At 30.6% G+C, this 24,621-nt stretch carries 19 protein-coding genes; 17 read left to right on the top strand and 2 right to left on the bottom strand.

The window, feature by feature from the left end:
• Positions 1-3 precede the first annotated feature (3 nt).
• From ACIQ2J_RS12250 to ACIQ2J_RS12300, 11 genes are all read left to right on the top strand, one after another.
• The gene (locus ACIQ2J_RS12250) at positions 4-981 is read left to right on the top strand and encodes a Gfo/Idh/MocA family oxidoreductase (protein WP_396170210.1); all 978 of its coding nucleotides are present in this window, start codon (positions 4-6) and stop codon (positions 979-981) included.
• 14 nt (positions 982-995) lie between these two features.
• Positions 996-1,967: a hypothetical protein gene (locus ACIQ2J_RS12255; RefSeq protein ID WP_396170213.1), complete on the top strand. Its 972-nt coding sequence runs from the start codon at positions 996-998 to the stop codon at positions 1,965-1,967.
• 165 nt (positions 1,968-2,132) lie between these two features.
• Entirely contained in the window at positions 2,133-2,963 is an 831-nt protein-coding gene (locus ACIQ2J_RS12260) for an IS982 family transposase (protein WP_396170215.1), read from the top strand.
• A gap of 511 nt (positions 2,964-3,474) precedes the next feature.
• Positions 3,475-4,920 (top strand): lipopolysaccharide biosynthesis protein, encoded by a 1,446-nt coding sequence (locus ACIQ2J_RS12265; RefSeq protein ID WP_396170220.1) that lies wholly within the window; start codon positions 3,475-3,477, stop codon positions 4,918-4,920.
• Positions 4,921-4,929: 9 nt separating this feature from the next.
• Entirely contained in the window at positions 4,930-5,469 is a 540-nt protein-coding gene (locus ACIQ2J_RS12270) for an acyltransferase (protein ID WP_396170223.1), read from the top strand.
• Between the two features lie 10 nt (positions 5,470-5,479).
• Positions 5,480-6,568 carry an O-antigen polymerase gene (locus ACIQ2J_RS12275; RefSeq protein ID WP_396170225.1) on the top strand — a complete coding sequence of 363 codons (1,089 nt, stop codon included), beginning with the start codon at positions 5,480-5,482 and terminating at the stop codon, positions 6,566-6,568.
• Complete coding sequence (locus ACIQ2J_RS12280; RefSeq protein WP_396170229.1) at positions 6,569-7,603, top strand: hypothetical protein; 1,035 nt, start codon at positions 6,569-6,571, stop codon at positions 7,601-7,603.
• Positions 7,604-8,657: 1,054 nt separating this feature from the next.
• Positions 8,658-9,557, top strand: a complete 900-nt coding sequence (locus tag ACIQ2J_RS12285) for a sugar transferase (protein ID WP_396170233.1) — start codon at positions 8,658-8,660, stop codon at positions 9,555-9,557.
• A gap of 286 nt (positions 9,558-9,843) precedes the next feature.
• Complete coding sequence (locus ACIQ2J_RS12290) at positions 9,844-10,569, top strand: WecB/TagA/CpsF family glycosyltransferase (RefSeq protein WP_396170237.1); 726 nt, start codon at positions 9,844-9,846, stop codon at positions 10,567-10,569.
• A 13-nt stretch (positions 10,570-10,582) separates the two neighbouring features.
• Positions 10,583-12,433, top strand: coding sequence for a glutamine--fructose-6-phosphate transaminase (isomerizing) (gene glmS, locus ACIQ2J_RS12295; protein WP_396170239.1), 1,851 nt, complete (start codon positions 10,583-10,585; stop codon positions 12,431-12,433).
• A 298-nt stretch (positions 12,434-12,731) separates the two neighbouring features.
• Positions 12,732-14,123: a UDP-glucose 6-dehydrogenase gene (locus ACIQ2J_RS12300; RefSeq protein WP_396170241.1), complete on the top strand. Its 1,392-nt coding sequence runs from the start codon at positions 12,732-12,734 to the stop codon at positions 14,121-14,123.
• Positions 14,124-14,689: 566 nt separating this feature from the next.
• On the opposite strand, the gene ACIQ2J_RS12305 is transcribed toward ACIQ2J_RS12300, so the two are convergent.
• Complete coding sequence (locus tag ACIQ2J_RS12305; RefSeq protein WP_396170244.1) at positions 14,690-14,833, bottom strand: hypothetical protein; 144 nt, start codon at positions 14,831-14,833, stop codon at positions 14,690-14,692.
• Positions 14,834-16,162: 1,329 nt separating this feature from the next.
• Between ACIQ2J_RS12305 and ACIQ2J_RS12310 the strand changes: the two genes are divergently transcribed.
• From ACIQ2J_RS12310 to ACIQ2J_RS12335, 6 genes are all read left to right on the top strand, one after another.
• The gene (locus ACIQ2J_RS12310; RefSeq protein WP_396170246.1) at positions 16,163-16,393 is read left to right on the top strand and encodes a hypothetical protein; all 231 of its coding nucleotides are present in this window, start codon (positions 16,163-16,165) and stop codon (positions 16,391-16,393) included.
• On the top strand, positions 16,374-16,805 hold the full coding sequence (locus ACIQ2J_RS12315; protein WP_396170248.1) for a putative toxin-antitoxin system toxin component, PIN family: 432 nt from the start codon (positions 16,374-16,376) through the stop codon (positions 16,803-16,805). Before ACIQ2J_RS12310 ends, ACIQ2J_RS12315 begins: the two co-directional genes overlap by 20 nt.
• 735 nt (positions 16,806-17,540) lie before the next feature.
• Complete coding sequence (locus ACIQ2J_RS12320; RefSeq protein WP_396170250.1) at positions 17,541-18,941, top strand: exopolysaccharide biosynthesis polyprenyl glycosylphosphotransferase; 1,401 nt, start codon at positions 17,541-17,543, stop codon at positions 18,939-18,941.
• 18 nt (positions 18,942-18,959) lie between these two features.
• A complete protein-coding gene (locus tag ACIQ2J_RS12325; RefSeq protein ID WP_396170253.1) occupies positions 18,960-19,136 on the top strand; it encodes a hypothetical protein in 177 nt (58 codons plus the stop codon).
• Between the two features lie 732 nt (positions 19,137-19,868).
• The gene (locus tag ACIQ2J_RS12330) at positions 19,869-20,648 is read left to right on the top strand and encodes a polysaccharide biosynthesis/export family protein (RefSeq protein ID WP_396170255.1); all 780 of its coding nucleotides are present in this window, start codon (positions 19,869-19,871) and stop codon (positions 20,646-20,648) included.
• A 3-nt stretch (positions 20,649-20,651) separates the two neighbouring features.
• Positions 20,652-23,096 carry a GumC family protein gene (locus ACIQ2J_RS12335; RefSeq protein WP_396170257.1) on the top strand — a complete coding sequence of 815 codons (2,445 nt, stop codon included), beginning with the start codon at positions 20,652-20,654 and terminating at the stop codon, positions 23,094-23,096.
• Between the two features lie 117 nt (positions 23,097-23,213).
• Here the strand turns inward: ACIQ2J_RS12335 and ACIQ2J_RS12340 are convergent, their stop codons facing one another.
• Positions 23,214-23,663, bottom strand: coding sequence for a DoxX protein (locus tag ACIQ2J_RS12340; RefSeq protein WP_396170259.1), 450 nt, complete (start codon positions 23,661-23,663; stop codon positions 23,214-23,216).
• Between the last annotated feature and the right edge of the window lie 958 nt (positions 23,664-24,621).

A 24,621-nucleotide genomic window follows, 5' to 3' on the forward strand; every position in this document is an offset into this window, starting at 1 on the left:
TATATGAAAAAAATATTTATTATAGGAGCCGGTCAATTAGGGAGTAGACATCTTCAAGCTTTAAAAAGCATAGAGGATTCACTAGATATTTATGTTATAGACCCTAGTAAAAAGTCCTTAGAAATTGCTAAAGAACGATATGACTCAATAACAATTATAGATAATAATATTGTAACCTATGTTGAGTCAATAAGAAACATTAATATTAATTCGAAACTAGATATTGTCATAATTGCTACATCTTCAAATGTGAGAGCAAGTGTTACTGAGGATTTATTAAATAATTTCAAGGTTAATAGTATCATTTTTGAAAAAATATTATTCAACAGAAAAGAAGATTATATAACTATTAATGATTTATTAAAAAAACAAAATATTAAAGCATATGTAAATTGCCCTATGCGTATGATGGACTTTTATAAAGATATTAAAACATCTATTAACGGAAGTAAATTTAAATATATAGTTTCTGGGAGTCAATATGGTTTAGTTACAAATCTTATTCATTATTTAGACCATATGTCATACCTGAACAACAGTTCTGACTATGATACAGATACTCAATTTTTAGATAACGAACTAATTTCTAGTAAGAGAGATGGTTTTTATGAGTTAAACGGATTTTTTCAAGTTAATTTTAAAAATGGAACACAAGGGTTTTTCAATTGTGAATCAAAAGGTAACTCTCCAATTATAGTTCAGGGTTTTAACGATAATTTACATTTTATATCTAAAGAATCAGAAGGGAAGGTATTAATTTCAAAATCTGAAAATGATTGGAAATGGGAAGAAATAAAATTTGAAATTCCTTTCCAAAGTCAACTAACTACTATTTTGGTTCAGGATTTATTAAAGAAAGACAGCTGTTCACTTCCGTTATATGAGGAAAGTATGAAAATTCATTTAACTTATTTAGATTCATTACTTGAATTCATCAATACTCATACTGAAAATAAATTTAATTACTACCCTTTTACATAAAATTTTGATTAATAATGAATAAAGAAACTAAAATACTTTTATTGGGCGCTGGGCCTATGGCTATTGAATATGCGAAAATTTTAAAACATCAAAATATAAATTTTATTACTATAGGAAATACTAGAAATGGGGCACTTAAATTTGAAGAAGAAATTAATACAAAAGTTGTTTTAGGAGGTATCGAAAATTGGATAAAAAATAACACTTTAATAAATTTAAGTTTATATAAAGTTATTGTAACTGTTAATGAAAATATATTAGGAACAATTGCTAAATTATTGATAAGTTCAGGGTTTAAAAATATTCTTGTAGAAAAACCAGGTGGCTTAGATTTCGAAGATATTCAAAGTGTAAATAATTTGGCAATTGAAAATAAAGCCAATATTTATATTGCTTACAACAGAAGGTTTTTTTCTTCAACTTTAACTGTACGAGATCTTATTGAGCTAGATGGTGGAGTAACTTCATTCAATTTTGAATTTACCGAATGGGGTCACATAATAAAAGATCTTGTTAAAAATGAGGGAGTGCTTGGTCAATGGTTTATTCAAAACTCATCACACGTAATTGATTTGGCCTTTTATATTGGAGGAAATCCTTATGTTTTAAAGAGCTTTGTAAAAGGGGGGCAATCATGGCATCCAAATGGAACAATTTTTTCAGGAGCAGGTATTTCAGATAAAAATGCTCTATTTTCATATAATGCAAATTGGGAATCTGCGGGTAGATGGTGGGTTGAATTTTTAACTACAGAGAATAGATATATAATGAAACCTATGGAACAATTATTTGTTCAAAGAAGAGGGAGCATCAAAATTGAACAAATTGAATTAGAAGATGAATTAGATAAAAGATTTAAACCTGGTTTATACAAGCAAGTAGAAGCATTCTTAAATTCACCAACTAAATTGATGAAAATTGAAGAGCAAATTAAAATGTTACCATTTTATAAAACGATGATTGAAGGAGATATAATAAATATTTGAAAATATAAACTAAAAATTTTGAACCTAATGAACCTTTTTAGAATGGAATTCTTTATGAAGAAGGAATTGTTCTTATTAATTAATTCAAGTTGCTAGTTTAAAAAGTATAGAAAAAGAAAAGCAAAGGTTAAGTAAATTTGTTTTGCGAACCAATAAACAAAACCAATGCTTAGCAAAGACAAAATTATATCAATTTTTTGTTTAATCGATGATATTTTACAAGGAATTGAGCACAAAGACGACATAAGAAGACGAGTAAGTGATAGTGAAATTATTTTAACAGCAATTGTATCATCAACAAGTTTTTATGGCAATCATTGTTCCGCTATTAAATTTATGAAGCAGTATGGATTTATTCCAGATATGCTAGATAAAAGTAGATTTAACAGACGATTACATAAAATTGGGAGTTTACTTTATGAGTTATTTGAAATGGTAAGTTCTTATTTTAAAGAATTTTGTTGCGAGATGCATTATATTATAGATTCGTTTCCCGTTGCAGTATGTAATAATATGAGGATTGCAAATTGCAAAATTCTTAAAGAAGAAAAGTGGCGAGGTTATACCGCAAGTATGCGAAATTATTTTTATGGCGTTAAAGTACAATTGCTTACCACAAAAGATGGAATTCCAATAGCATTTCATTTTACACCTGGAAAAACAGGCGATGCAAAAGCAATAGGAAAAATGATTGATAAATTACCAGCAGAAGCATCATTATATGGTGACAGTGCTTATACCGATTATGTTTTAGAAGATATTGCATTGGAAAGAAAATGTGTTTTATTAAAGATTCAACGCAAATCAAATGCTAAAAGAACGGATACTTTAGAACAAAAAAATGAAAAACTAAAAATGAGAAAAAGAGTAGAAACAACGATAAGTGACATCAAAAAAATGTTTCCAAGAACAATTCATGCTATAACATTAGAAGGATTTCTAATAAAACTAACATTGTTTGTCTTTGGACTTCAATTAAACAAATCAATTAACTAGCAACTTGAATTAATTATAACAAAGAATTTTTATAAATTTCTTGGGACTAATTATTTATTAGTATTGGGTCAATAAACTATCTTGATGAAGCTTAAATAAATTAACTTTGAATGAGGCATAGCTTTGAGTTACTGATAATAGAATAAATCAAAAAAAAGAAATAGTTAAATAATCTAAAATTGTAAATTAATAGATGTCAATTTTTATGATTAAAATAATTTGAATTTTAATAAACTTTTTTTAGAATTAGAATAACCTCAGGTGTATTAGTTAATAAATATTGTATCGTTAAAAACGGCACTAAAAGTTTAAATACTATAAAACCAATCAAATAAAGTAATTAGTCAATTTTTTGCCCATTGATTTTGATGTAATATTTTTAAATGTTTTAAAATTAGTTTCAATTTTTTAAAGATAATTTTCATTAAATTTAAAAAATTTAAAAATCTTAAAATATCAGATTTGGTATTAAAAAAACAACAATTTAATCATCATTTGGATTTACATAAATATGAAAAAAATTCTTAAAATATTTTCAAATAAAATATTCCTATATATATCTTCTAGATATTTAACTTATTTTTTGCAGTTTATCTCATCTATTTATATAGCAGTTAATCTTGGACCATATTATTTTGGTGTTTATGGATTTATATTATTGTTAATAAGTTATTTGTCTACAATTAATTTCGGAATTACACATTCAACAACTGTTTTGCTTGTGCAAAGCAAAACAAATGAAAAAGAAATAAGTAAAATTGTTTCAAATTCAATTTTACTAATTTTTTTTATTTCTTTGTTGGTAATTATATTAAGTTTTTTGTTTTTTTTTATAGATATCGATTATTTCAAAAAATACAATATAAATAGTTACATTTTATTTGTACCAATTATTGCTATTATTGGACACTTTAACATTTTATTCCTAACAATTTATAGATTTAAAAATAAACTTTTTGAAGTAGCTTTTCAACAATCTTTTAGACCTTTTTTAGTTTTTATATCAGTATTTATCGCTCCAAAAGAGAATTTATTATACATAATTTTATTAACATATTTGATAGGTGATTTTATTCCTTTGTTACTATTTATTTTTAAACGTCAGTTACCTTTTGAATTTAAGTTTTCTTTAAATGCATGCAAAAAAATAATTGTTAAGGCATTATATTTATTTATGTATATTTCTAGTTTTGGAATGATATTAATAACAACAAGGACTTTTATAAGTTATTACTATAGTGTTGCAGATTTTGGATTTTTTTCCTTTTCATTTTCTCTTGCAAATGCTATTTTATTATTTTTACAAGCATTAACATTTCTTTTTACTCCAAAAATATTGGATAAATTAAATTCCAATAATAATACCGAAACACTTTTGACAATAGAGAAAATAAATAGTATTTATATAACTTTTAGCTATTTTTTGCTTTTTTTAGCAATTGTTTTTTTTCCTTTTTGTTTAGATTTTTTTCCAAAGTGGAAAGCATCATTACCTACATTAAATATGTCTGTAATTTCGATTATGATGATTTCAAATTCTTTCACCTTTTCATCATTTCTTATGGCTAAAAATAAAGAAAAGTTACTAAGCTTAATTTCTATATTATCATTATTTATTAATATATTAGTTAGTTTTCTTTTGATTCGTGTTTTTAATGTTAAAATGGAATATGTGATTCTATCAACAATGATAAGCTATTTCATCTTTGGACTTTTGAGCACTTATTATGTATATAAAATTATTTCAAATTATAATTTCATAAAATTATTTAATGGCTTTTTACCTGTTAGATTACTTATCCCTTATTTTGTCTTAATTTTTAGTCTTTCCTTCAATGTTTCCTATGCATCCTACATTAGTTTATTAATATTTATAATTTTAAATTTTAAAGAACTATTAAGTATAATAATCTATATCAAAAAAGCTATAAATAACTCAAGTTTAATCGATTTATAATAATTCTCAATGAAATTACTACGACATATATATAAATTAATAATTTTCATTCCCAATTTTTTTTATAAAATCAAATATAATTTTTTTTATAAATATTACAATTTCGTAATTGTTAAAAGTCATAAATCAGAATTATTTATAGGTGGAAAGACATTTTTAAGTAGTAACACAATCTTGAATCTAAATCCAAATTTTAATGGTATGATTATTAAAGGTGGGGGGGAGGTTCTAATTGGAGATAATTTTCATTCAGGTGAAAATTGTTTGATATTAACTTCTTTTCATGATTATGATAATGGTTCCCATCTTCCTTATGGTTCAACTTTTGTTAACAAAGATATTAATATAAAGGATAATGTTTGGGTTGGATCGAGAGTAATAATTTTAGGTGGAGTAACTATTGGTGAGGGAGCTATTATTCAAGCTGGTTCAGTTGTAGTAAGTGATGTAGAAGATTTTGCAATTGTAGGTGGTAGTCCAGCTAAAAAATTTAAAAGTCGAGATGTAAATCATTATGATAGACTTTTCAAAGAAAATAAATTCCATTAATTCTATTCAAATGAAAGATTTTAAAGATTTTTTTTTTATTTCAATTTATTTGGTTATTCCATTGTTATTATATGTACTTCCTATATCATATAATGTTCCTCTCAAGATAATATTTCTATCTTCAAATATTATTATTGTTATAGGTTGGATATTAAAAAAAAATATAAAGCATGAATGGAAACCTTTATTTTTTTCAATTTCATTATTTTTATTGTCATTTATAGTTGTTTTTTACAAAGGTCTACATTGGAGTATACCCTTTTATTATTTAACGGGTTATATTTCGTATATACAAGTAAAAAAAATCCGTAATATTCAGTCTAAGTTAGAATATTTGATAATAATTTCTTATATTTACTTTATTGTTGTTTACTTTTCCAAATTGCCTAGTTTTATTGATAGACCTGGCTTTGATGAAAATGTTTTTTATGTTTCATCTTCCAATACAATTTCAATAGTTTTGAACATATATCTCCTTACATATGTAATTTTAGGGATTTATTTAGAAAGAATGAATTATCGAAAAATTTTAATCTTTGGCACAATAAATATAGGATTAATTTTTATTCAGCAAAGTAGAATAGGAATATTTGCTGCGATTATTATTTTATTTCTACCAATGGTTAGTAAATTTAAAAAATCTTATTTGAAATCATTTTTACCAATATTACTAATAGTTATTTTTTTATTTTTATTTCAAATTTTTATTAATATTGAAAATAAATTATCTTTAGATTCCTATTTATCTGATTCTCGTGGTGTTATTCAATTTGATTTTTTTTCTAATTTATCAGGAGATTTATTTTTTTGGGGGTACCCTTTAAGTTATGTGTACTTCGGTGATCTTGATAGAGTATACAATATGTTTTTACTAAATTATAATTATACAACTATTATTGGATTTATTTTAATATCCATTGTATTTCTATATAGAATCGTATTCTTTAGCAAATATTTTTTTCATTATTTATTTTTAGTCGTTATAATCTCCTATGGTATGGTTGAAGAAATATTTTTACCAATGGGATGGGATTTTATTTTGTATTTATTATTGTTTTTAAAATCAAACCAACAAAAAAACTTAAAAATTCATTCATAAATGAAAAATATTTTTCTTATTTATACGGAGCACCAATTACACGGAATAATTAATGCCATTGATTTTTTTAAAATTATAAATAAAGAATCTTTATTATTTATATTTGTTCCTCTTGAATTTTCCATTACAAAAAATGAATGGATTAATGAACTGAAAGAAAAGGCCATTTTTGATGATGTTTTTATAATAAGTGAATGGTCTATCGTAAATTCATTTTTCATTAGATCAAATAACGTTCTTAATTTTACCAATCAATTAATTAATTTATCAAAATATAAAGTTAGATTATTTTCGCCTATTTATAATTCAGATTCAGTTAACTTGGCATATAATATTCTAACACCGGAAAATCTATTTATATTAGATGATGGAAATGCGAGCTTTTCAGTAATTATTCAAAGACAGAGGAAGAAATATATTTCATTATATCCAATTTTAAGCTCAATTTATCATAGAAGGAACATGTTAAAATTTCCAAAAAAAATAATTTATTTCACAAAATATAATCTTCCCTTTTTCGGCATCGATACTATAATTAACTATAAAGAAGCTATAGAAAATAATACTTTGGGATTAGATGAAAGTAGTATAATTATTTTGGGCTCATCAATTTATGAGACTAAAAGATTTCATAAGACAGTAGTCGATTTTAATGACTATCTTTTAATTTTAACTAATTTACATAATAAATTTTCCAATAAAAAAATATTTTATTATGCTCACAGAAGAGAAAGTAAAAATTCTATTTTAATTATTGAAAAGCTCGGGTTCACTGTTGTGTCAAATAACGCCCCTTTTGAAAAGGTTTTCGGGGATTTTAAAATATGTCCTCACATTATTTTCTCTTTTGGTTCTCCAATTTTAGATAATATAGGTAGGAGATATAAAAATGTACCTAGAATGATTACAATAAAAATGAATCTATCCGCTTTTCCAAATAATGGAGCTGAATTTGAACTCATATATAAAGATTTTGAAAAAAAAAGCTATTTAGAAGTCATATCATATAAAAATATAAATAGTTTTAATGTTTAAAATCTTTTTTAATGAAGATATTTTAACTTCTTTTACGTATTGTTGGTTTTTACTCAATGTTAACTTTCTATGTATAGGAATCAGTTAAATAAGGCAAACTTACAGTCATTAATTGTTTCATAATATTCCTAAATTTATATTATTTGATTAAACCTATTTTAATGTTTTTAATTCAAATTTTGTTAGAAGAATAAATCCAAAGTTCGAAAAGAAAACCCATTAGTGAATATAATTAATCTAGTTTATGTTTTCGATTACCTATTTATAAAAGTTTTTTAATTATTCAGAGCTAGTTCAATAATAACAACATCAATTTATTCATTCAATTTTTATTTAAGATTTAAAGTAATAAAACAATATTTAATAGTTATTTCATTAATTTACAATTCAACTAGGATTACACAGTCAGTTAAGAAAATCTTAATATAAGTATTTAACAATCTTAGTAATAAATGTTTTTTTATAATATTCAGAAAATATTAAGTAAAAAATATTTAATTTATTTAAAATCATTTGATAAAATTGGATATTGATAAATTCAATTCGCAGATAATTTGAATCCTAGTATTGCATGCAATGTAAAAGCTTTGATAGCTTTTTTGGATTACCAATATAGTTATTTATTAACCGAAAATATTATATAATTTATGTTCAATAGATTTTTTATAAAAATAATAACATTCAGATAAAATTTTAAAGGCAATTATTTAGGACTAGTCAATTTTAAAAATTATGTTGAAGTAATATTATTTGTATTGTTCTCTTAAAAAAAGTAAAAATTTAATTATAGTATAATAATTTCAGAAAAGTTTTGTTTTAATGCATCTTTTTTTACCAAAATAAATTAGATTATAGGGAGAGAAAAACAATTTTAAAAAGAAGAGATAATTCCCATAATATTAATTAAACAAAAAAAATAGTAATAATTTTATTTAAATATTTCTTATGTTAACTTTTTGAATAATAAAATAACCTTCTTTTAAAATCATATTTTGTTAATAATTATAATATATATTAACTCCTTTTTATACTCTATAAATTAAATTTAGATACAATGAGCAAATTAGCACCTGTAGTTTTATTCACTTATAAACGATTAGAAACATTGCAGCGTACAGTATCAGCATTGGCAGCAAACAACTTAGCATTACAAAGTGAATTAATTATTTATTCAGATGGAGCTAAAACATCAGAGGACCAAAGTGTAGTTACTGAAATTAGAAGTTACTTAAAAACCATTTTGGGATTTAAATCGATTCAAATACATGAATCCGAGATCAATAAAGGATTAGCCACTTCGATAATTAATGGAGTAAGTGAAGTGATGGCTCAGTATCACAAGGCTATAGTACTTGAAGATGACTTGATTACAAGTACTAATTTTTTGGACTATATGAATGCAGGATTAGATGAATATCAGGAAAAGAAAAAAGTATTTTCCATTTCAGGGTATGCTTTTAATTTAAAGTGTAAGACAACCGAATATGATTCTTATTTTCTAAATAGGCATTGGCCATGGGGCTGGGCGAGTTGGGAAGACCGATGGCAGGAAGTTGATTGGGATTTAAAAGATTACGTAAGTTTCAAGTCAAATTCTAAATTAAAAAAAGAGTTTTCTCAATTAGGTTCTGATGTGAACGACATGCTAGAAAAACAGATGAATGGCAATTTAGATTCCTGGTCCATTCGATGGACTTATTATATTTTTACAAAAAAAGGTTTGGTTTTATTTCCTAAAATTTCAAAAATAAACAATAATGGTTTCGATATAAACGCCACAAACACTATAGGAATTAACAATCGATATTTAACAGATTTTGATATTTCAAATAATACAAATTTTGACTTTCCAGAAGTTATTGAAATTAATGAAAAATATCAAAAAGCATTGAAACGGAAAATGGGCATACTTTCTCGACTAGTAAACAAAATCAAGGAGATAATATTAAAATAATTTTACTGTTTTAATTAATCAAGGAAATTAACAAAAAGTTAATTTTAGATTTTACTTTTTGTATAAATCTTTTCTAGCATTTAACTACTAATTCAAAAATAATAATAAATATAATAGTTTTTTTAAATTACGAGATAACATTTGTATTTAAAAAAAGCGGTACAAGTTTTCAATTTACTAAACTAATGTTTTTTTAATTTAATTTAAGTAACATAATATCTTTTCAATTCTTTAGTTTGAAAATAAACGCAAATTAGGCTCAGTAAAATTTTAAAAATTAAATAAAATGATAAACCTATTAGGCTTTAATATTTACATCAATGACTTGTCTAAGGTTGAGTTAGATAGAAAAATTATAATTAACACAATAAATCCCCATAGTTATTGTATATCTAAAAAGGAAGTTGTTTTTCAAGAATCATTAAAAAACTCTAATGTTCTATTGCCAGATGGAATAGGGATTGTTTGGGCATCTCAATTTCTTTTAGGAAAAAAAATTAAAAAAATTGCAGGTGCTGATGTGCATTTACATTTTTTAAATATAGCTAATCAAGATAATTTTAAAATATTTTATTTAGGTGCAAGTGATCAAACTTTGTCCAAAATTAAAAAACGTATCACAATAGAATTTCCAAATTGTAATGTAGCAACATTTAGTCCTCCTTTTAAATCTAATTTTTCGGAAAAGGAGAATGAAATAATGTTACAGGAAATAAATTCCTTTCAACCGGATATTTTATTTGTTGGTATGACTGCACCAAAACAAGAAAAATGGGTATTTCACAACAAAGAAAAAATAAATGCCAGAGTAATTTGTTCTATAGGTGCGGTATTTGATTTTTATGCCGGCAATGTAAAAAGAGCAAGTCCTTTTTGGATAAAAATTGGATTAGAATGGTTGCCACGTTTAATAAAAGAACCAAAACGGTTATTTTATAGAAATTTTATTTCTACTCCCAAATTTATTTTGGAAGTTATTAGTTTCAAAATTTTTGGGAAAGGAATTTTATAATAATTAATAATATATGTGTGGAATTGTAGGTTATATTGGCCATCGGGAAGCCTATCCAATTGTAATAAAAGGATTAAAACGTTTAGAATATCGGGGTTATGACAGTGCGGGAATCATGCTTTATGATGGTACGGATATAAAAGTTTCCAAAACGAAAGGTAAAGTTTCCGATTTAGAAGAATTATCTTCCTCAGAAATAATTCCTTCGGGTACCATTGGTATTGGTCACACCAGATGGGCTACACACGGTATCCCAAATGATGTAAACTCCCATCCACACGAATCCAATTCGGGAAATTTGTGTATCATTCACAATGGAATTATTGAGAATTATGCACCTTTAAAAAAAGAATTAGAGCAAAGAAGATACACCTTTAAATCGGATACCGATACCGAGGTTTTGATCAATCTAATTGAAGAGGTTCAGAAAAAACACCAATTAAAACTAGGTAAAGCAGTTCAGGTTGCTTTAAATCAAGTGGTGGGTGCGTATGCCATTTGTGTTTTTGACAAGAACAAACCTAACGAAATTATAGTAGCCCGTTTAGGCAGTCCGTTAGCAATTGGCGTTGGAGAAAAGGAGTATTTTATTGCTTCCGATGCTTCTCCATTTATTGAATATACCTCCAATGCGATTTATTTAGAAGATGAGGAGATGGCCATTGTACGTTTGCACAAACCATTAAAAATCAGAAAAATTAAAGACGATACCTTGGTAGCTCCTTACATTCAGGAATTACAAATGAATCTGGAGCAAATTGAAAAAGGCGGTTACGACCACTTTATGCTTAAAGAAATCTACGAGCAACCCAATGTAATAAAGGACACCTTTAGAGGAAGATTGCATGCCAATGAAGGATTAATTCAAATGGCAGGAGTGGAAGATAATTTGGATAAATTCATTAATGCTAAAAGAATACTAATAATTGCATGTGGCACTTCATGGCATGCTGGATTAGTGGCAGAATATGTAATTGAAGAATTTGCACGAATCCCGGTTGAAGTAGAATACGCTTCCGAATTTAGATACCGTAATCCGATTATAAATAGTAATGATATTGTGATTGCTATTTCCCAATCGGGAGAAACTGCAGATACTTTAGCTGCAATAAAATTGGCTAAAGAAAAAGGTGCTTTTGTATTTGGAGTATGTAACGTGGTTGGATCTTCTATTTCTAGAGAAACGCATGCTGGTGCTTACACCCATGCAGGACCAGAAATTGGAGTAGCATCTACTAAAGCATTTACTACACAAATTACGGTGTTAACTATGTTGGCGCTTCGTTTGGCTAAAGCCAAAGGTACTATCTCCAATTCCGATTTACATTTATACCTTCAAGAATTAGAAGCAATACCGGAAAAAGTTACCGAAGTGTTAACAAGTTCGGATGTTATTGCAAAAGAAATTGCTGTAATATATAAAGATGCACCAAATTGTCTTTACTTAGGTAGAGGATACAATTTCCCAGTAGCATTAGAAGGAGCATTAAAATTAAAAGAGATATCCTATATTCATGCAGAAGGTTATCCTGCTGCCGAAATGAAACACGGGCCAATTGCTTTAATTGATGAAAAAATGCCAATTGTAGTTATCGCTCCTAAACAAGGGCATTACGACAAAGTGGTAAGTAACATTCAAGAAATAAAAGCCAGAAGCGGAAAAATAATTGCTATAGTTACCAAAGGCGACACCCAAGTAAAAGCACTAGCAGATCACGTAATTGAAATTCCAGAAACCTCCGACGCACTTTCGCCATTAATTACTACAATCCCTTTACAATTATTGTCGTATTATATTGCGGTAAATAGAGGTTGTAATGTGGATCAACCGCGAAACTTAGCGAAATCGGTAACGGTGGAGTAGAAGACGAGGTACGAAGTAAGAAGTAAGAAGTTAGAAGTTCAAAATTCCATACTAAGAAAGTCAGAACCCAAGACCTAGAACCCAGTACCAAGAACCTTTACAAAAAAATTGCTTTGCCACGTTTCTCACAACGCCTCATAATAAAAATAGCACCAAAAAAACCTTAGAATCTTAGCACCTTAGTCTCTCAGTACCTTTACAAAAAAAATCTTCTTAATCACTATTCTCGCACTCCTCTCATAATTGCGATGAAGAAAGCAATCTAGTGATTGAAATTAAGGTTTTAAAACAAAAAAAAATGAATATCACAAAAATTTGCTGCCTAGGCGCAGGATACGTAGGAGGACCTACTATGGCAATAATTGCCCAAAAATGTCCTCATATTCAAGTAACGGTGGTAGATTTAAATACCGAACGCATTGCAGCTTGGAATGATAAAAATGTAGAAAACATACCCATTTACGAACCAGGATTAGCAGAAGTAGTCGCCGAAGCAAGAAACAGAAATTTATTTTTCTCCACCGATGTGGATAAGGCTATAGACGAAGCACAAATGATTTTTATATCGGTAAACACGCCAACCAAAACCTACGGTTCTGGAAAAGGTATGGCAGCCGATTTAAAATACATTGAATTATGTGCCCGACAAATTGCTTCTATTGCAAAAGAAGATAAAATCATAGTCGAAAAATCAACCCTTCCGGTGCGTACTGCCGAAGCGGTAAAAAACATACTGGACAATACTGGTAATGGAGTACAGTTTCAAATACTTTCCAATCCAGAATTCCTTGCCGAAGGAACCGCAGTTCAAGATTTACTAAATCCTGACCGAGTATTAATTGGTGGTGACCCATCAGAAGTAGGACAAAAAGCAGTGCAAGCTTTAGTAGAAATTTATGCCAACTGGGTGGCTAAAGATAAAATTGTAACAACCAACCTTTGGTCTTCCGAATTGTCCAAATTAACGGCCAATGCTTTTCTGGCACAACGTATTTCTTCCATCAACGCCTTATCCGAATTGTGTGAAGTTACTGGTGCTAATATTGATGAAGTAGCCAAAGCAATAGGAATGGACAGCCGTATAGGACCAAAATTCTTAAAAGCCTCGGTAGGTTTTGGTGGATCTTGTTTCCAAAAAGACATTTTGAATTTAGTATACATTGCCAAATCCTATGGTTTACAAGAAGTAGCAGATTATTGGGAACAAGTCATTATCTTGAACGACCACCAAAAAAGACGATTTTCGAAAACTATTGTTAAAACATTATACAATACCATTTCCGATAAAAAAATTGCTTTCTTAGGTTGGGCTTTCAAAAAAGACACGAACGATACCAGAGAATCCGCTGCAATTTATGTGGCAGACGAATTACTTAACGAACAAGCTGATATTGCAGTATACGACCCAAAAGTTACTAGAAAAAAAATCCTTGCCGATTTAGATTACTTAGAAACCCGAGCTTCCGAAGAAAATGCCAAAAAAGCGACCTCCTTTGAAGATCCTTACGAAGCATGCCATAATGCACATGCCATTGCAGTCTTAACCGAATGGGATGAATTTATCACTTACGATTGGCAGCGCATTTACGATAACATGCAAAAGCCAGCCTTTGTTTTTGATGGAAGAAACATCCTAAATGGAGCGCAACTAGAAAAAATTGGATTTGTTTACCGAGCAATTGGGAATTGATTTTGGTTGTAAGTTTAAAGTTGTAAGTTGTGGATTTACGGAAAACGAACAACGTTATGTCAAAAGCAAATAGAGAAGTTTTAAAAGCATAAAGCCTTATGAAGTTGGATGTTAGAACACTATGATTTCTTTAGTAGAGTGAAACGACTTTTATTTTTTTTATTTAGGATTATCCTATGTGGTTAAAAATAGTGCAAATACAAAGTAGAACTCAGAATGAAGTTGGAAGTTAGAACACTATGATTTCTTTTGTAGAGTGAAACGACTTTTATTTTTTTTAATTATGATTTCTATGTGGTTAAAAATAATGTAATTACCAAGTAGAACTCAGAAGTAAATTGGAAGTTAGAACACTATGATTTCTTTTGTAGAGTAAAACGACTTTTAATTTTTTTATTTATGATTTTTCTATGTGGTTAAAAATAATGTAATATTACATAAGAAATAAAAAATTAGTTGACATAAAAAATTAGTAATTAACAACAAAAAGTGTCAAGTAATTTTAGGAGGGGGCATATGGAAAGACAATAAGGATAGTCCGAAGCCCAACAAGTACTTACCGAAGCTTAATTGTGATCTACCGAAATTATTTCTTGTATTACGGAAGGTTTATCCTTACTTAAGGAAGCTTTATAAATACTTGCAGAAATTCCGTCTTGACCTACCGAAGGTAGATCTTCATTTACGGAAAATCCGAAATGGAATACCAAAATAGAATAAGTACCTACGGAAAACGAACAACGTTATGCCAAAAGCAAACAAGGAGGTTACAAAAGCATATAGCCTTATGTAGAAAACGAACAACGTTATTCCAAAAGCAAATAGACAGGTTCCGAAATAGAATAAGCACCTGCAGAAAACAAATGGAGATAATCCAAAAGCAAATAGACAGGTTCTAAAATAGAATAAGCATCTGCAAAAAGCAAATAGAGACAATCCAAAAACAGTGGTCAGTGTTCAGTATTCAGAAGGCAGTGTTCAGAAGGCAGTGTTCAGAAGGCAGTGTTCAGAGGTCGGTGTTCAGAAATCAATGATCAGTAATTGGTGTTCAGTAATCATTTTTCAAAATGTCATTGTACACATTTTAAACTTGGAACCTTAGCGCCTCAGTACCTTAAAAACAGATTGCTAAGCCAGTTCGCTATCGCTCGTGTCCTCGTTCCCCGGAATTACAAGTCAACGAAAGTTTAGTGCCCACAACAATAAAATAGTCAGAACTCATTTATAACGTAGAAAGTGTATTTGAAAACGATACTCACTCCCCTCTCCTGTCATTGCGACGTTGGAAGCAATCTAGGGGCTGGGGGAGAGGATAAATCGCAAGTTTGTATTGACAAGTAACCGGTACTGCAGTTTTCCAGAACCCAAAACCTAGAACCCAGAACCTTTTGATGAGATTGCTTCGTACCTCGCAATGACAAGTCACCGAAAGTTTAGTGCCCACAACAATAAAATAGTCAGAACTCATTTATAACGTAAAAAGTGTATTTGAAAACGATACTCACTCCCCTCTTCTGTCATTGCGACGTTGGAAGCAATCTAGGGGCTGGCGGTGAGGACAAACCGCAAGCTCGCAATGACAAATCGCCGGTACTATAGTTTTCCAAAACCTAGGGCCTAGAACCCAAGACCCAGAACCCAGTACCCAGAATTTTTTGATGGGATTGCTTCGTACCTCGCAATGACAAGTCACTGGAGGTTTAGTGCCAATAACAAAAAATAACAGATCCCAATTATAAAGTAAAAAGTGTATTTGAAAACGATTCTCACTCCCCTCTCCTGTCATTGCGACGTTGGAAGCAATCTAGGGGCTGGGGGAGAGGACAAATCGCAAGTATGTAATGACAAATCGCCGGTACTACAGTTTTCCAAAACCCAAAACCTAGAACCCAGAACCTTTTGATGGGATTGCTTCGTGCCTCGCAATGACAAGTAACCGGTACTACAGTTTTCCAAAACCCAAAACCCAGAACCTAGAACCCAAAACACCAGACTAAAAAATAAAATTATTTTTGTAATTTTGAAAAAAGATTAAAAAAATGAAAACATTAAGTATATCCATATCCGATTTAGAATTTAACAAATTCGGGATTAAAGAGAGTAAACTGAATTTCACTGATTTTGTAGACATTGTAAGTAAAGAATTAACCCGCCAAAATTTAAGTAAGTGTATAAAACTTGCTGAAAAATATGGTCTTTCTAAAATGACAATGGATGAAATTACAGACGAAGTAAAAGCAGTTAGAAAAGATGCAAAGAATCGTAATTGATACCAATGTAATTATTTCATCATTAATTCAAAAAAGTTATCCTTATACAATTATAAACGAACTTTTTATTGGTGACAAAATAGAGATGTATGTTTCCGAAGAATTAATGGCGGAATACTATGACGTATTAAGAAGAGAAAAGTTTGCTAAATTTCAAGATTTTTTTGCAAGAGCAGAAGTTTTACTTGTAGAAATAGAAACTAAAGCAAAAATGTTTAATCCGAAAATCCGATTAGAATTAATTTCCGATTTAGACGATAACAAGATATTAGAACTTGCAGACGAATGTTTGGCAAATTTTGTAATAACCGGGAACACCACAGATTTTACATTCCCAACATATAAAGAAACTAAGACTGTAACCCCAAGAGAATATTGGGAAATTCATAAGCTTAGTGCCTTAGAACCTTAGCGAATCAGCGCCTTAAGAAGAGATTGCTTCGTGCCTCGCAATGACAAGTCGCCGAGGGTATAGTCCCAATAACAACAAGATAGTCAGAACTCATTTTATAACGTAGAAAGTGTATTTGAAAACGATACTCACTCCCCTCTCCTGTCATTGCGACGTTGGAAGCAATCTAGGGGCTGGGGGAGAGGACAAATCGCAAGTTTGTATTGACAAGTAACCGGTACTGCAGTTTTCCAGAACCCAAAACCTAGAACCCAGAACCTTTTGATGGGATTGCTTCGTGCCTCGCAATGACAAGTCACTGGAAGTTTAGTGCCAATAACAAAAAATAACAGATCCCAATTATAAAGTAAAAAGTGTATTTGAAAACGATACTCACTCCCCTCTCCTGTCATTGCGACGTTGGAAGCAATCTAGGGGCTGGCGGTGAGGACAAATCGCAAGTTTGTAATGACAAGTAACCGGCAATGCAATTTCCAAAAACCCAGAACCCAAAACCTTTTGATGGGATTGCTTCGTGCCTCGCAATGACAAATAGCCGGGACTACAGTTTTCCAAAACCTAGAACCCAAAACCTAGAACCCAAGACCCAAAACCCAACACCCATCTCCGTTAAAAAAAACCATCCCAGATGTAATCCGATGCAAAAAATAACATATTTTCGTAAACTCATTGGAATAAGTTAAAAAAAATAGATTATTATTGTTTCTGATTTTTAATTAGAAAAAAAAGTCAAACATGCTGAACAGACATAAATTTTCTTTTCTTTTTTGTTGCTTGCTCGGCGATTTGTTGGCAATTATTGGAGGTGCTTTTATTTTTTTAAAGTATGCCAATACTTCTGGAGTAGTTTGGAATGGTTTTGTATTAGATAAAATGTATGCAGTTTCGGTAACGACTTGGTTGCTCTCGGCACTATTTTGCAGATTATACAATATAGGAAATACGTTCAATCTGATGTTTTTTTTTCGTCGTTCCTGGCATACTTTTTTATTGCATTGGATTTTAGTACAAAGTTTTATTTTTACCTTTCAAGGAAGTCTACAATTTCAAGTTGGTATTTCTTCTAATGTATACCAATTTACTTTTTGGGCACTGTATTTACTTTTTTCTAGGGGTTTAATAACGATTTTGTTGTTTAAAATTAAAAGCCGCCTGCAAAAACTTCTAAATGTTGCCATTTGGGGTTTTAATACAACCAGCATTGAATTGGCAGCAATATTAGAATCCAATGAAACGTTTATGAATTTCAAGGGAATTCTTAATGAAAAATCCGATACTGTAGTTGCTACTACAGAGGAGTATAAGCAAGAATTAACAAATGCCATTGCACAAGCCTATTCGGATAACATAGACGAGTTGTACGTTGTTACTGCTCCAGATAATATTGTTGATTTGAATTATTATTTTAAATTGGCAGATAACTATTGCATCCGATTGAAATTTGTTCCCGATTTTTCCAATATTTCAACGGTGCCCTATACCTCTTCCAATCTCAATGAGTTTCAGGTTATAAAGCCTAGACACGAGCCTTTACAAAATGCCTACAATCGTTTAATTAAGAGAATTTTTGACCTCTTTTTTTGCGTCTTAATTTTAGTATTTATTCTTTCGTGGTTGTATCCTCTTATTGGAGGAATTATTAAGTACCAAAGCAAAGGGCCAATATTATTCAAACAATTGCGCACTGGCAAGAAAAACAAACCATTTTGGTGTTATAAGTTCCGTAGTATGCAAGTCAATACGACTAGTGATAGCCAACAAGCACAAAAGGGAGATGTGCGTATTACACCAATCGGTAAATTCATCCGACAAACCAGTCTAGACGAAATGCCACAGTTTATTAATGTGTTGTTGGGCGACATGAGCATCGTAGGACCGAGACCACACATGTTGAAACATACCAAAGACTATAATGATTTGATTTCTAATTTTATGGTACGGCATTATGTAAAACCAGGAATTACTGGTTTGGCACAAGTATCTGGATTGCGTGGAGAAATAAAAAAAGTTTCTGATATTAAACGAAGAGTAAACGCCGACATTCAATACGTGCAGCAATGGGACATTATTAAAGATATTAAGATTTGTTTTTTAACTATATTTGTTGTTTTAAAAGGCGATAAAAATGCATTTTAACCCCAAATAAAAACTATTATGTTAGTAACCTACTTACTTGGATTCCTATCGGGTATTGCAATTGCTTCCTTTTTTATCGGAAAAGAATTGTACAGATTCTATGTTAAAAACAAAGTACAGGGAAAACAGTTGGAACGTTTACGACGTTTAAAAAAGAAAAAAAAGTCGGAAGTTAGAGTGGTCAGTGGACAGTAAGCAGTATTCAGTCATCAGAAAGCAGTCATCAGAAAGCAGTTGTCAGAAAGCAGTTGTCAGAAAGCAGTTGTCAGAAAGCAGTTAAACAGAGAGCAGTTAAACAGAGAGCAGGTAACAGAAAGCTGTCTGTCCCTGATATAGGTTGACTATAAAAGTCAATTAAGCAAGAATCAGAAGTATACTGATGAGTTTAAAAAGGAAATCATTATTGTCCGATTAAAATATTTATTGCTAAAAACATTATATGTTTTTTCTCTCAGAGGCGCAAAGTCGCAGTTAATATCTGAGTTCTTTGCGACTTTGTGTCTTAGCGAGAATATATTAAAAATTAAGTTGAGTCTAAAATTTCGTAATATTTATAAAACTTAACAAAGCAAATAGTTAGTTTTATCGGACAACAATGAAAGGAAATAATTTCTTTTTTTGAAAATGAAAATTTTAGCGTTATTCAACTAGAAAAACTAAATACGAACCACTAAATACTGCTTTGTGATCACTAAACACTGACCACTAAAACACTGACCACTGAACACTAATCACTGAACACTGACCACTGACCACTGAACAATAATCACTGACCACTGAACAATAATCACTAAACACTGACCACTGACCACTGACCACTAATCACTGACCACTGACCACTCAACCTACAACCTAGAAAAAAAAACATCATTATTAAAAAAAAACATCTATTTTTGTCGCGCCTTACGCTTAACCTAAATAATTTCTATGCAAACACCTTTTCCAAAAACGCTACTCCTAGTACTTATTGCTGTAGTAGTTACCTCTTGTGTGTCAAGTTCTAAAATCACCTATATGCAGGATATCTATTCAGCAAAAAAAGAGGGCCAAACCAACACCAATTACGAGCCAAAATTACAAGCAGACGATTTGTTAAGCATTATTGTCTCTGCAGAAAATCCAGAGAATGCACTACCGTTTAACCTTCCAACTATTCAAGGTAATTATAATACCGACGGTACAGTTGTTCAAAGTGCCATTAAAACCTATTTAATCAACACCCACGGCGAAATAGATTTTCCGGTTTTGGGTAAAATAAAATTAGCAGGATTAACGCATACCGAAGCCCACGATAAATTGGTGGCATTGGTATCCGACTATATTAAAAATCCTGGAGTAAACTTGATTCTACTTAATTTTAAAGTATCGGTTTTAGGCGAAGTAATGCGACCAGGAAGCATACCAGTTAGAGGAGAGCGTATCACTCTTTTGGAAGCATTGAGTGTAGCAGGGGATTTAACTATTTATGGCAAACGAAATAACATCTTAGTAATTCGCGAGCAAAATGGCGAAAAAACCTACCAAAGTATAGACATCACCAAATCGAGTTTTATCCATTCGCCTTTTTATTATTTGTCCCAAAACGATGTAGTGGTAGTGAGTCCAAACAAAACTAAAATAAATGCGTCCGCCGTAGGGCCGAATACCTCAGTAATTATTAGTTCTATTTCATTGTTATTGACCTTATTAATATTCCTTAAAAAATAAAATATGCAAGATTCTTTTAATATGCAAGAGGAAGAAGAGAATGAAGTATCTTCTTTTAAAATCTTAAGCCGGTACATACGATTCTGGAAATGGTTTGTAATAAGCATACTAATTTGTACTGCTATTGCCTTCTTAAAATTACGCTATACAACTCCCCAATATAGAGCTAAAGCTAAAATATTAGTTCGAGACGAAAAAAAAGGTGGAATTAATTCCGAGTTAAGTGCTTTTGCCGACTTGGGTTTAATGGGCGGGATGAAAAACAATGTAGATAACGAAATTGAAATCCTAAACTCGACTACCTTAATAGAAAAAACACTAAAAAAACTGCAGTTTAATATTGTTTGTATTTCTATAGGGAATATTAGAGATAGGGAGTTGTATAAAGAGTCCCAACCAATAGAACTACAGGTAGTAAATGCAACGGATGCCTTTTACAAAAAGAGACAAATTTTTACCATAACTATTATTTCAAACTCTAGTTTTGAGCTAGTGGATCCCAAAGGGAAAAAGAGGGGGACTTTCCGATTTGGAACTCCAATAGTGGTAGAGGAAGCACGTATAGATTTTCAAAAAACGCCCTTTTTTAATTTAATTAATCCAGTAAGCAAAGGGTTTAAGATAGTAGTTATGCCAATAGAAAATGCAGCCGCAGGATATAGTGGCGTATTACAAGTTGAAGCATTAAGTAAAACTAGTAGCATTGTAAACCTAAGTGTAAGCAATGCAGTTCCTAAAAAAGCCGCCGATTTTTTAGATGGATTAATTACCATTTATAATGAAGAAGCAATAAACGATAAAAATCAAATTTCAGAAAACACCTTGAAATTTATTCAGGAACGTTTAGGAATCATCTCATCCGAATTGGGTGCAGAAGAAAGTAAGGCCAAAGGATTTAAGCAAGCAAACCAATTGGTCGATATTACTTCCAATGCAAATATCTATTTAAACAATTTTTCGACCCTTGATAAAATGCTAATCGAAACCGAAACCAAATTGCGGGTAACCGAAATCATGGCGGATTTCATGAAGCACAAAAGCAGGTCGGAATTAGTGCCAGCAGAACTCATTCCGAGTGAAAAAATGACTGCTCTGGTAAATCCATTAATCCAACAGTATAATAATTTAGTGTTGCAAAACAACCGTTTGCTTAAAGATGGTAAGAAAAGCAATGCTACTTTAGTAAATATAGACCAGCAATTAACCGATTTAGAACGCGACATAACACAGAGTATTTCGCAATACAAATCCAAATTAGTGGTCGAAAAAGGCGATTTAACCAAACAATACAATTTAATGTCGGGTAAACTAAGCCAAATTCCTACACAAGAACAGGAGTACCGTGTGATAGAGCGCCAACAAAAAATTAAAGAAGGTATTTATTTGTATTTGATACAAAAAAGAGAGGAAACCGCGATAGCCTTATCCGTAACCGAACCAAATGCCAAAATTGTAGATGCCGGTCGTGCCTTTCCTAATCCAATTTCTCCTAATAGAAATATATATTATCTGGTTGCCTTGCTATTGGGCATGGGTATTCCTTTCGGGATTTTATATGTTATTTTCTTATTGGATGATAAAATATATAACGGTAGTGATGTAGAGGAAAAATCCAAAGGTATTCCGGTACTGGCAGAAATTCCAAACGTGTTAGAAGGTAAAAATGGAGAGACTCAAAAAATGGAGGCCTTTAGAACCTTGCTTAATAACACGAACTTTATTACGCCTTATGGTGAAAACGACGAGGGTAAAGTAATATATGTATCCTCTGCCAAGAAAGGAGAAGGTAAAACCTTTGTAGCTTACAATCTTGCTAATTCGTATTCTAGTTTGGAGAAAAGAACCATCCTAGTAGGTACCGATTTTAGAAATCCACAGTTGCATAAATTTTTAAATCAAAGTAAATCTGCCAACAAAGGGCTTTCTAATTATTTACACAATAGTTCTTTTAAATGGAGAGATTTAGTTATTTCTACAGCAGAACACGGATTCTCATTTGATATGTTGCTAGCTGGAGATATCCCTCCAAATCCTACTTTGTTGTTGTCTAGTAAGCGTTTTGCAGATTTTATGGCAGAATTGAAAAAAGAATACGATATAATTATAGTGGATACTGCTCCAACCCTATTGGTTTCGGATACTTTGATTATTTCTAAATACGCAGATACTACTGTGTATGTAGCACGATCTGGAGTAACCGAGAAAAAATTAATTCAGTATGCGGTTAAATTGAAAGAAGATGATAAAATTAACAATGTTGGTTATGTAGTTAATTCTATTGATTATTCAAACACCTACGGATATGGTTATGGCTACGGGTATGGCTACGGATATGGCTACGGATATAACTATGGTTATGGTTATGGTTACGGAGCAGAAGAAGCCGCTAAACCTTGGTACCGAAAAGGCATTGTAGGTCGCTTTTATAAAAAGGTATTTAAAAGATAAGAAGTTATAGGATAACTAGAAAAAAGGTGGTCTTTAATATCCAAAACCACTACCTGCTTTTATAATTTCATTGGTATATAAAAAGCGTCGGAAGATTTTTCCGACGCTTTTTGTATTTTATAGAAATAAGCTTTTATAAGAGGTCCAATTTTTATAAATCAATATTCCGTTTAAGATAGCAACAACTAATGCACCTGCTATTCCGGAAGCATCTAAAAAAAGATGAAACAACACAATATTAATAGATATTGGAACTAACGAAAGCAATGCAAAGGCCACCCATTTTTTTGCTAATAAAAGTACGCCAATAATTAGTTCTAATAGGGCTACAGTTTTCAAAATATAACCAGTCGCAGCCATGGAAGATAAAAAGGCAGCGGCCTTTTCTGGTGGCACTGGCAACGGAATAAAAGGTTGCGGCAGCAGTATATTCAATCCGAATAAAACAAGAATACCACCCAGTATTCTTCTAACAATTTTAGTAAACATGGAATTCATAATTGGTTGGTTTAAAGGTTCGTATAAAGTAAATTTATAAATAATTTTTAACACTACCCAATTATTCATCTCAAAATATTGGAAAACCAAGTGTTTATTGGAGGTTTCAACGTATACCAATCAAATTATATAACCTAAGCATCTATGTACAATTGCAATGCAAAATCAGTGCTCGGTTATCAGTGCTCGGTGCTCAGTAATACAAAACAAATTACCGTACTAAATTTTCAGTAACAATATTCATCTGCGTTATCTGCGGGATAAAATTCAATGGCAATGGCAATGTCAAAATCAATAACAAAAAAATCTGTTCTAATCCGTGCAATCTGTGGCAAAAAAACTACTTGCTATATTATTCTATACAAAGCGAAGCGCCTAAACTACATTAAAAACCTATGAAACTATATGGTTAAAAAAATGCAATTGCAAAACCAGTGTTCAGTGCTCGGTGCTCAGTAATACAAAACACACAAAACAAATTGCCTTACTAAATTAAGCAGTAACAATATTCATCTGCGAAATCTGCGTAATCTGCGGGATAAAATTCAATAGTAATGTCAAAAATCAAAATCAATAACAAAAAAATCCGTTCTAATCCGCACAATCTGTGGCAAAAACAACTACTTGCTATATTATTCTATGCAAAGCGAAACGCCTAAACTACATTAAAAACCTATGAATCTATATGGTTAAAAAAATGCAATTGCAAAACCAGTGTTCAGTGCTCGGTGTTCAGTAATACAAAACACACAAAACAAATTACCATCCTAATTTTTCAGTAACAATATTCATCTGCGAAATCTGCGTAATCTGCGGGATAAAATTCAATAGTAATGTCAAAAATCAAAATCAATAACAAAAAAATCCGTTCTAATCCGCACAATCTGTGGCAAAAACAACTACTTGCTATATTATTCTATGCAAAGCGAAACGCCTAAACTACATTAAAAACCTATGAATCTATATGGTTAAAAAAATGCAATTGCAAAACCAGTGTTCAGTGCTCGGTGCTCAGTAATACAAAACA

This window comes from Flavobacterium sp. (assembly GCF_044357305.1).
In the GTDB taxonomy this organism is placed as follows: domain Bacteria; phylum Bacteroidota; class Bacteroidia; order Flavobacteriales; family Flavobacteriaceae; genus Flavobacterium.

Coding starts and splice junctions, on each gene's coding strand:
- ACIQ2J_RS12250 (WP_396170210.1), top strand. CDS start 4: ATGAAAAAAATATTTATTATAGGAGCCGGTCAATTAGGGAGTAGACAT.
- ACIQ2J_RS12255 (WP_396170213.1), top strand. CDS start 996: ATGAATAAAGAAACTAAAATACTTTTATTGGGCGCTGGGCCTATGGCT.
- ACIQ2J_RS12260 (WP_396170215.1), top strand. CDS start 2,133: ATGCTTAGCAAAGACAAAATTATATCAATTTTTTGTTTAATCGATGAT.
- ACIQ2J_RS12265 (WP_396170220.1), top strand. CDS start 3,475: ATGAAAAAAATTCTTAAAATATTTTCAAATAAAATATTCCTATATATA.
- ACIQ2J_RS12270 (WP_396170223.1), top strand. CDS start 4,930: ATGAAATTACTACGACATATATATAAATTAATAATTTTCATTCCCAAT.
- ACIQ2J_RS12275 (WP_396170225.1), top strand. CDS start 5,480: ATGAAAGATTTTAAAGATTTTTTTTTTATTTCAATTTATTTGGTTATT.
- ACIQ2J_RS12280 (WP_396170229.1), top strand. CDS start 6,569: ATGAAAAATATTTTTCTTATTTATACGGAGCACCAATTACACGGAATA.
- ACIQ2J_RS12285 (WP_396170233.1), top strand. CDS start 8,658: ATGAGCAAATTAGCACCTGTAGTTTTATTCACTTATAAACGATTAGAA.
- ACIQ2J_RS12290 (WP_396170237.1), top strand. CDS start 9,844: ATGATAAACCTATTAGGCTTTAATATTTACATCAATGACTTGTCTAAG.
- glmS (WP_396170239.1), top strand. CDS start 10,583: ATGTGTGGAATTGTAGGTTATATTGGCCATCGGGAAGCCTATCCAATT.
- ACIQ2J_RS12300 (WP_396170241.1), top strand. CDS start 12,732: ATGAATATCACAAAAATTTGCTGCCTAGGCGCAGGATACGTAGGAGGA.
- ACIQ2J_RS12310 (WP_396170246.1), top strand. CDS start 16,163: ATGAAAACATTAAGTATATCCATATCCGATTTAGAATTTAACAAATTC.
- ACIQ2J_RS12315 (WP_396170248.1), top strand. CDS start 16,374: ATGCAAAGAATCGTAATTGATACCAATGTAATTATTTCATCATTAATT.
- ACIQ2J_RS12320 (WP_396170250.1), top strand. CDS start 17,541: ATGCTGAACAGACATAAATTTTCTTTTCTTTTTTGTTGCTTGCTCGGC.
- ACIQ2J_RS12325 (WP_396170253.1), top strand. CDS start 18,960: ATGTTAGTAACCTACTTACTTGGATTCCTATCGGGTATTGCAATTGCT.
- ACIQ2J_RS12330 (WP_396170255.1), top strand. CDS start 19,869: ATGCAAACACCTTTTCCAAAAACGCTACTCCTAGTACTTATTGCTGTA.
- ACIQ2J_RS12335 (WP_396170257.1), top strand. CDS start 20,652: ATGCAAGATTCTTTTAATATGCAAGAGGAAGAAGAGAATGAAGTATCT.
- ACIQ2J_RS12340 (WP_396170259.1), bottom strand. CDS start 23,663: ATGAATAATTGGGTAGTGTTAAAAATTATTTATAAATTTACTTTATAC.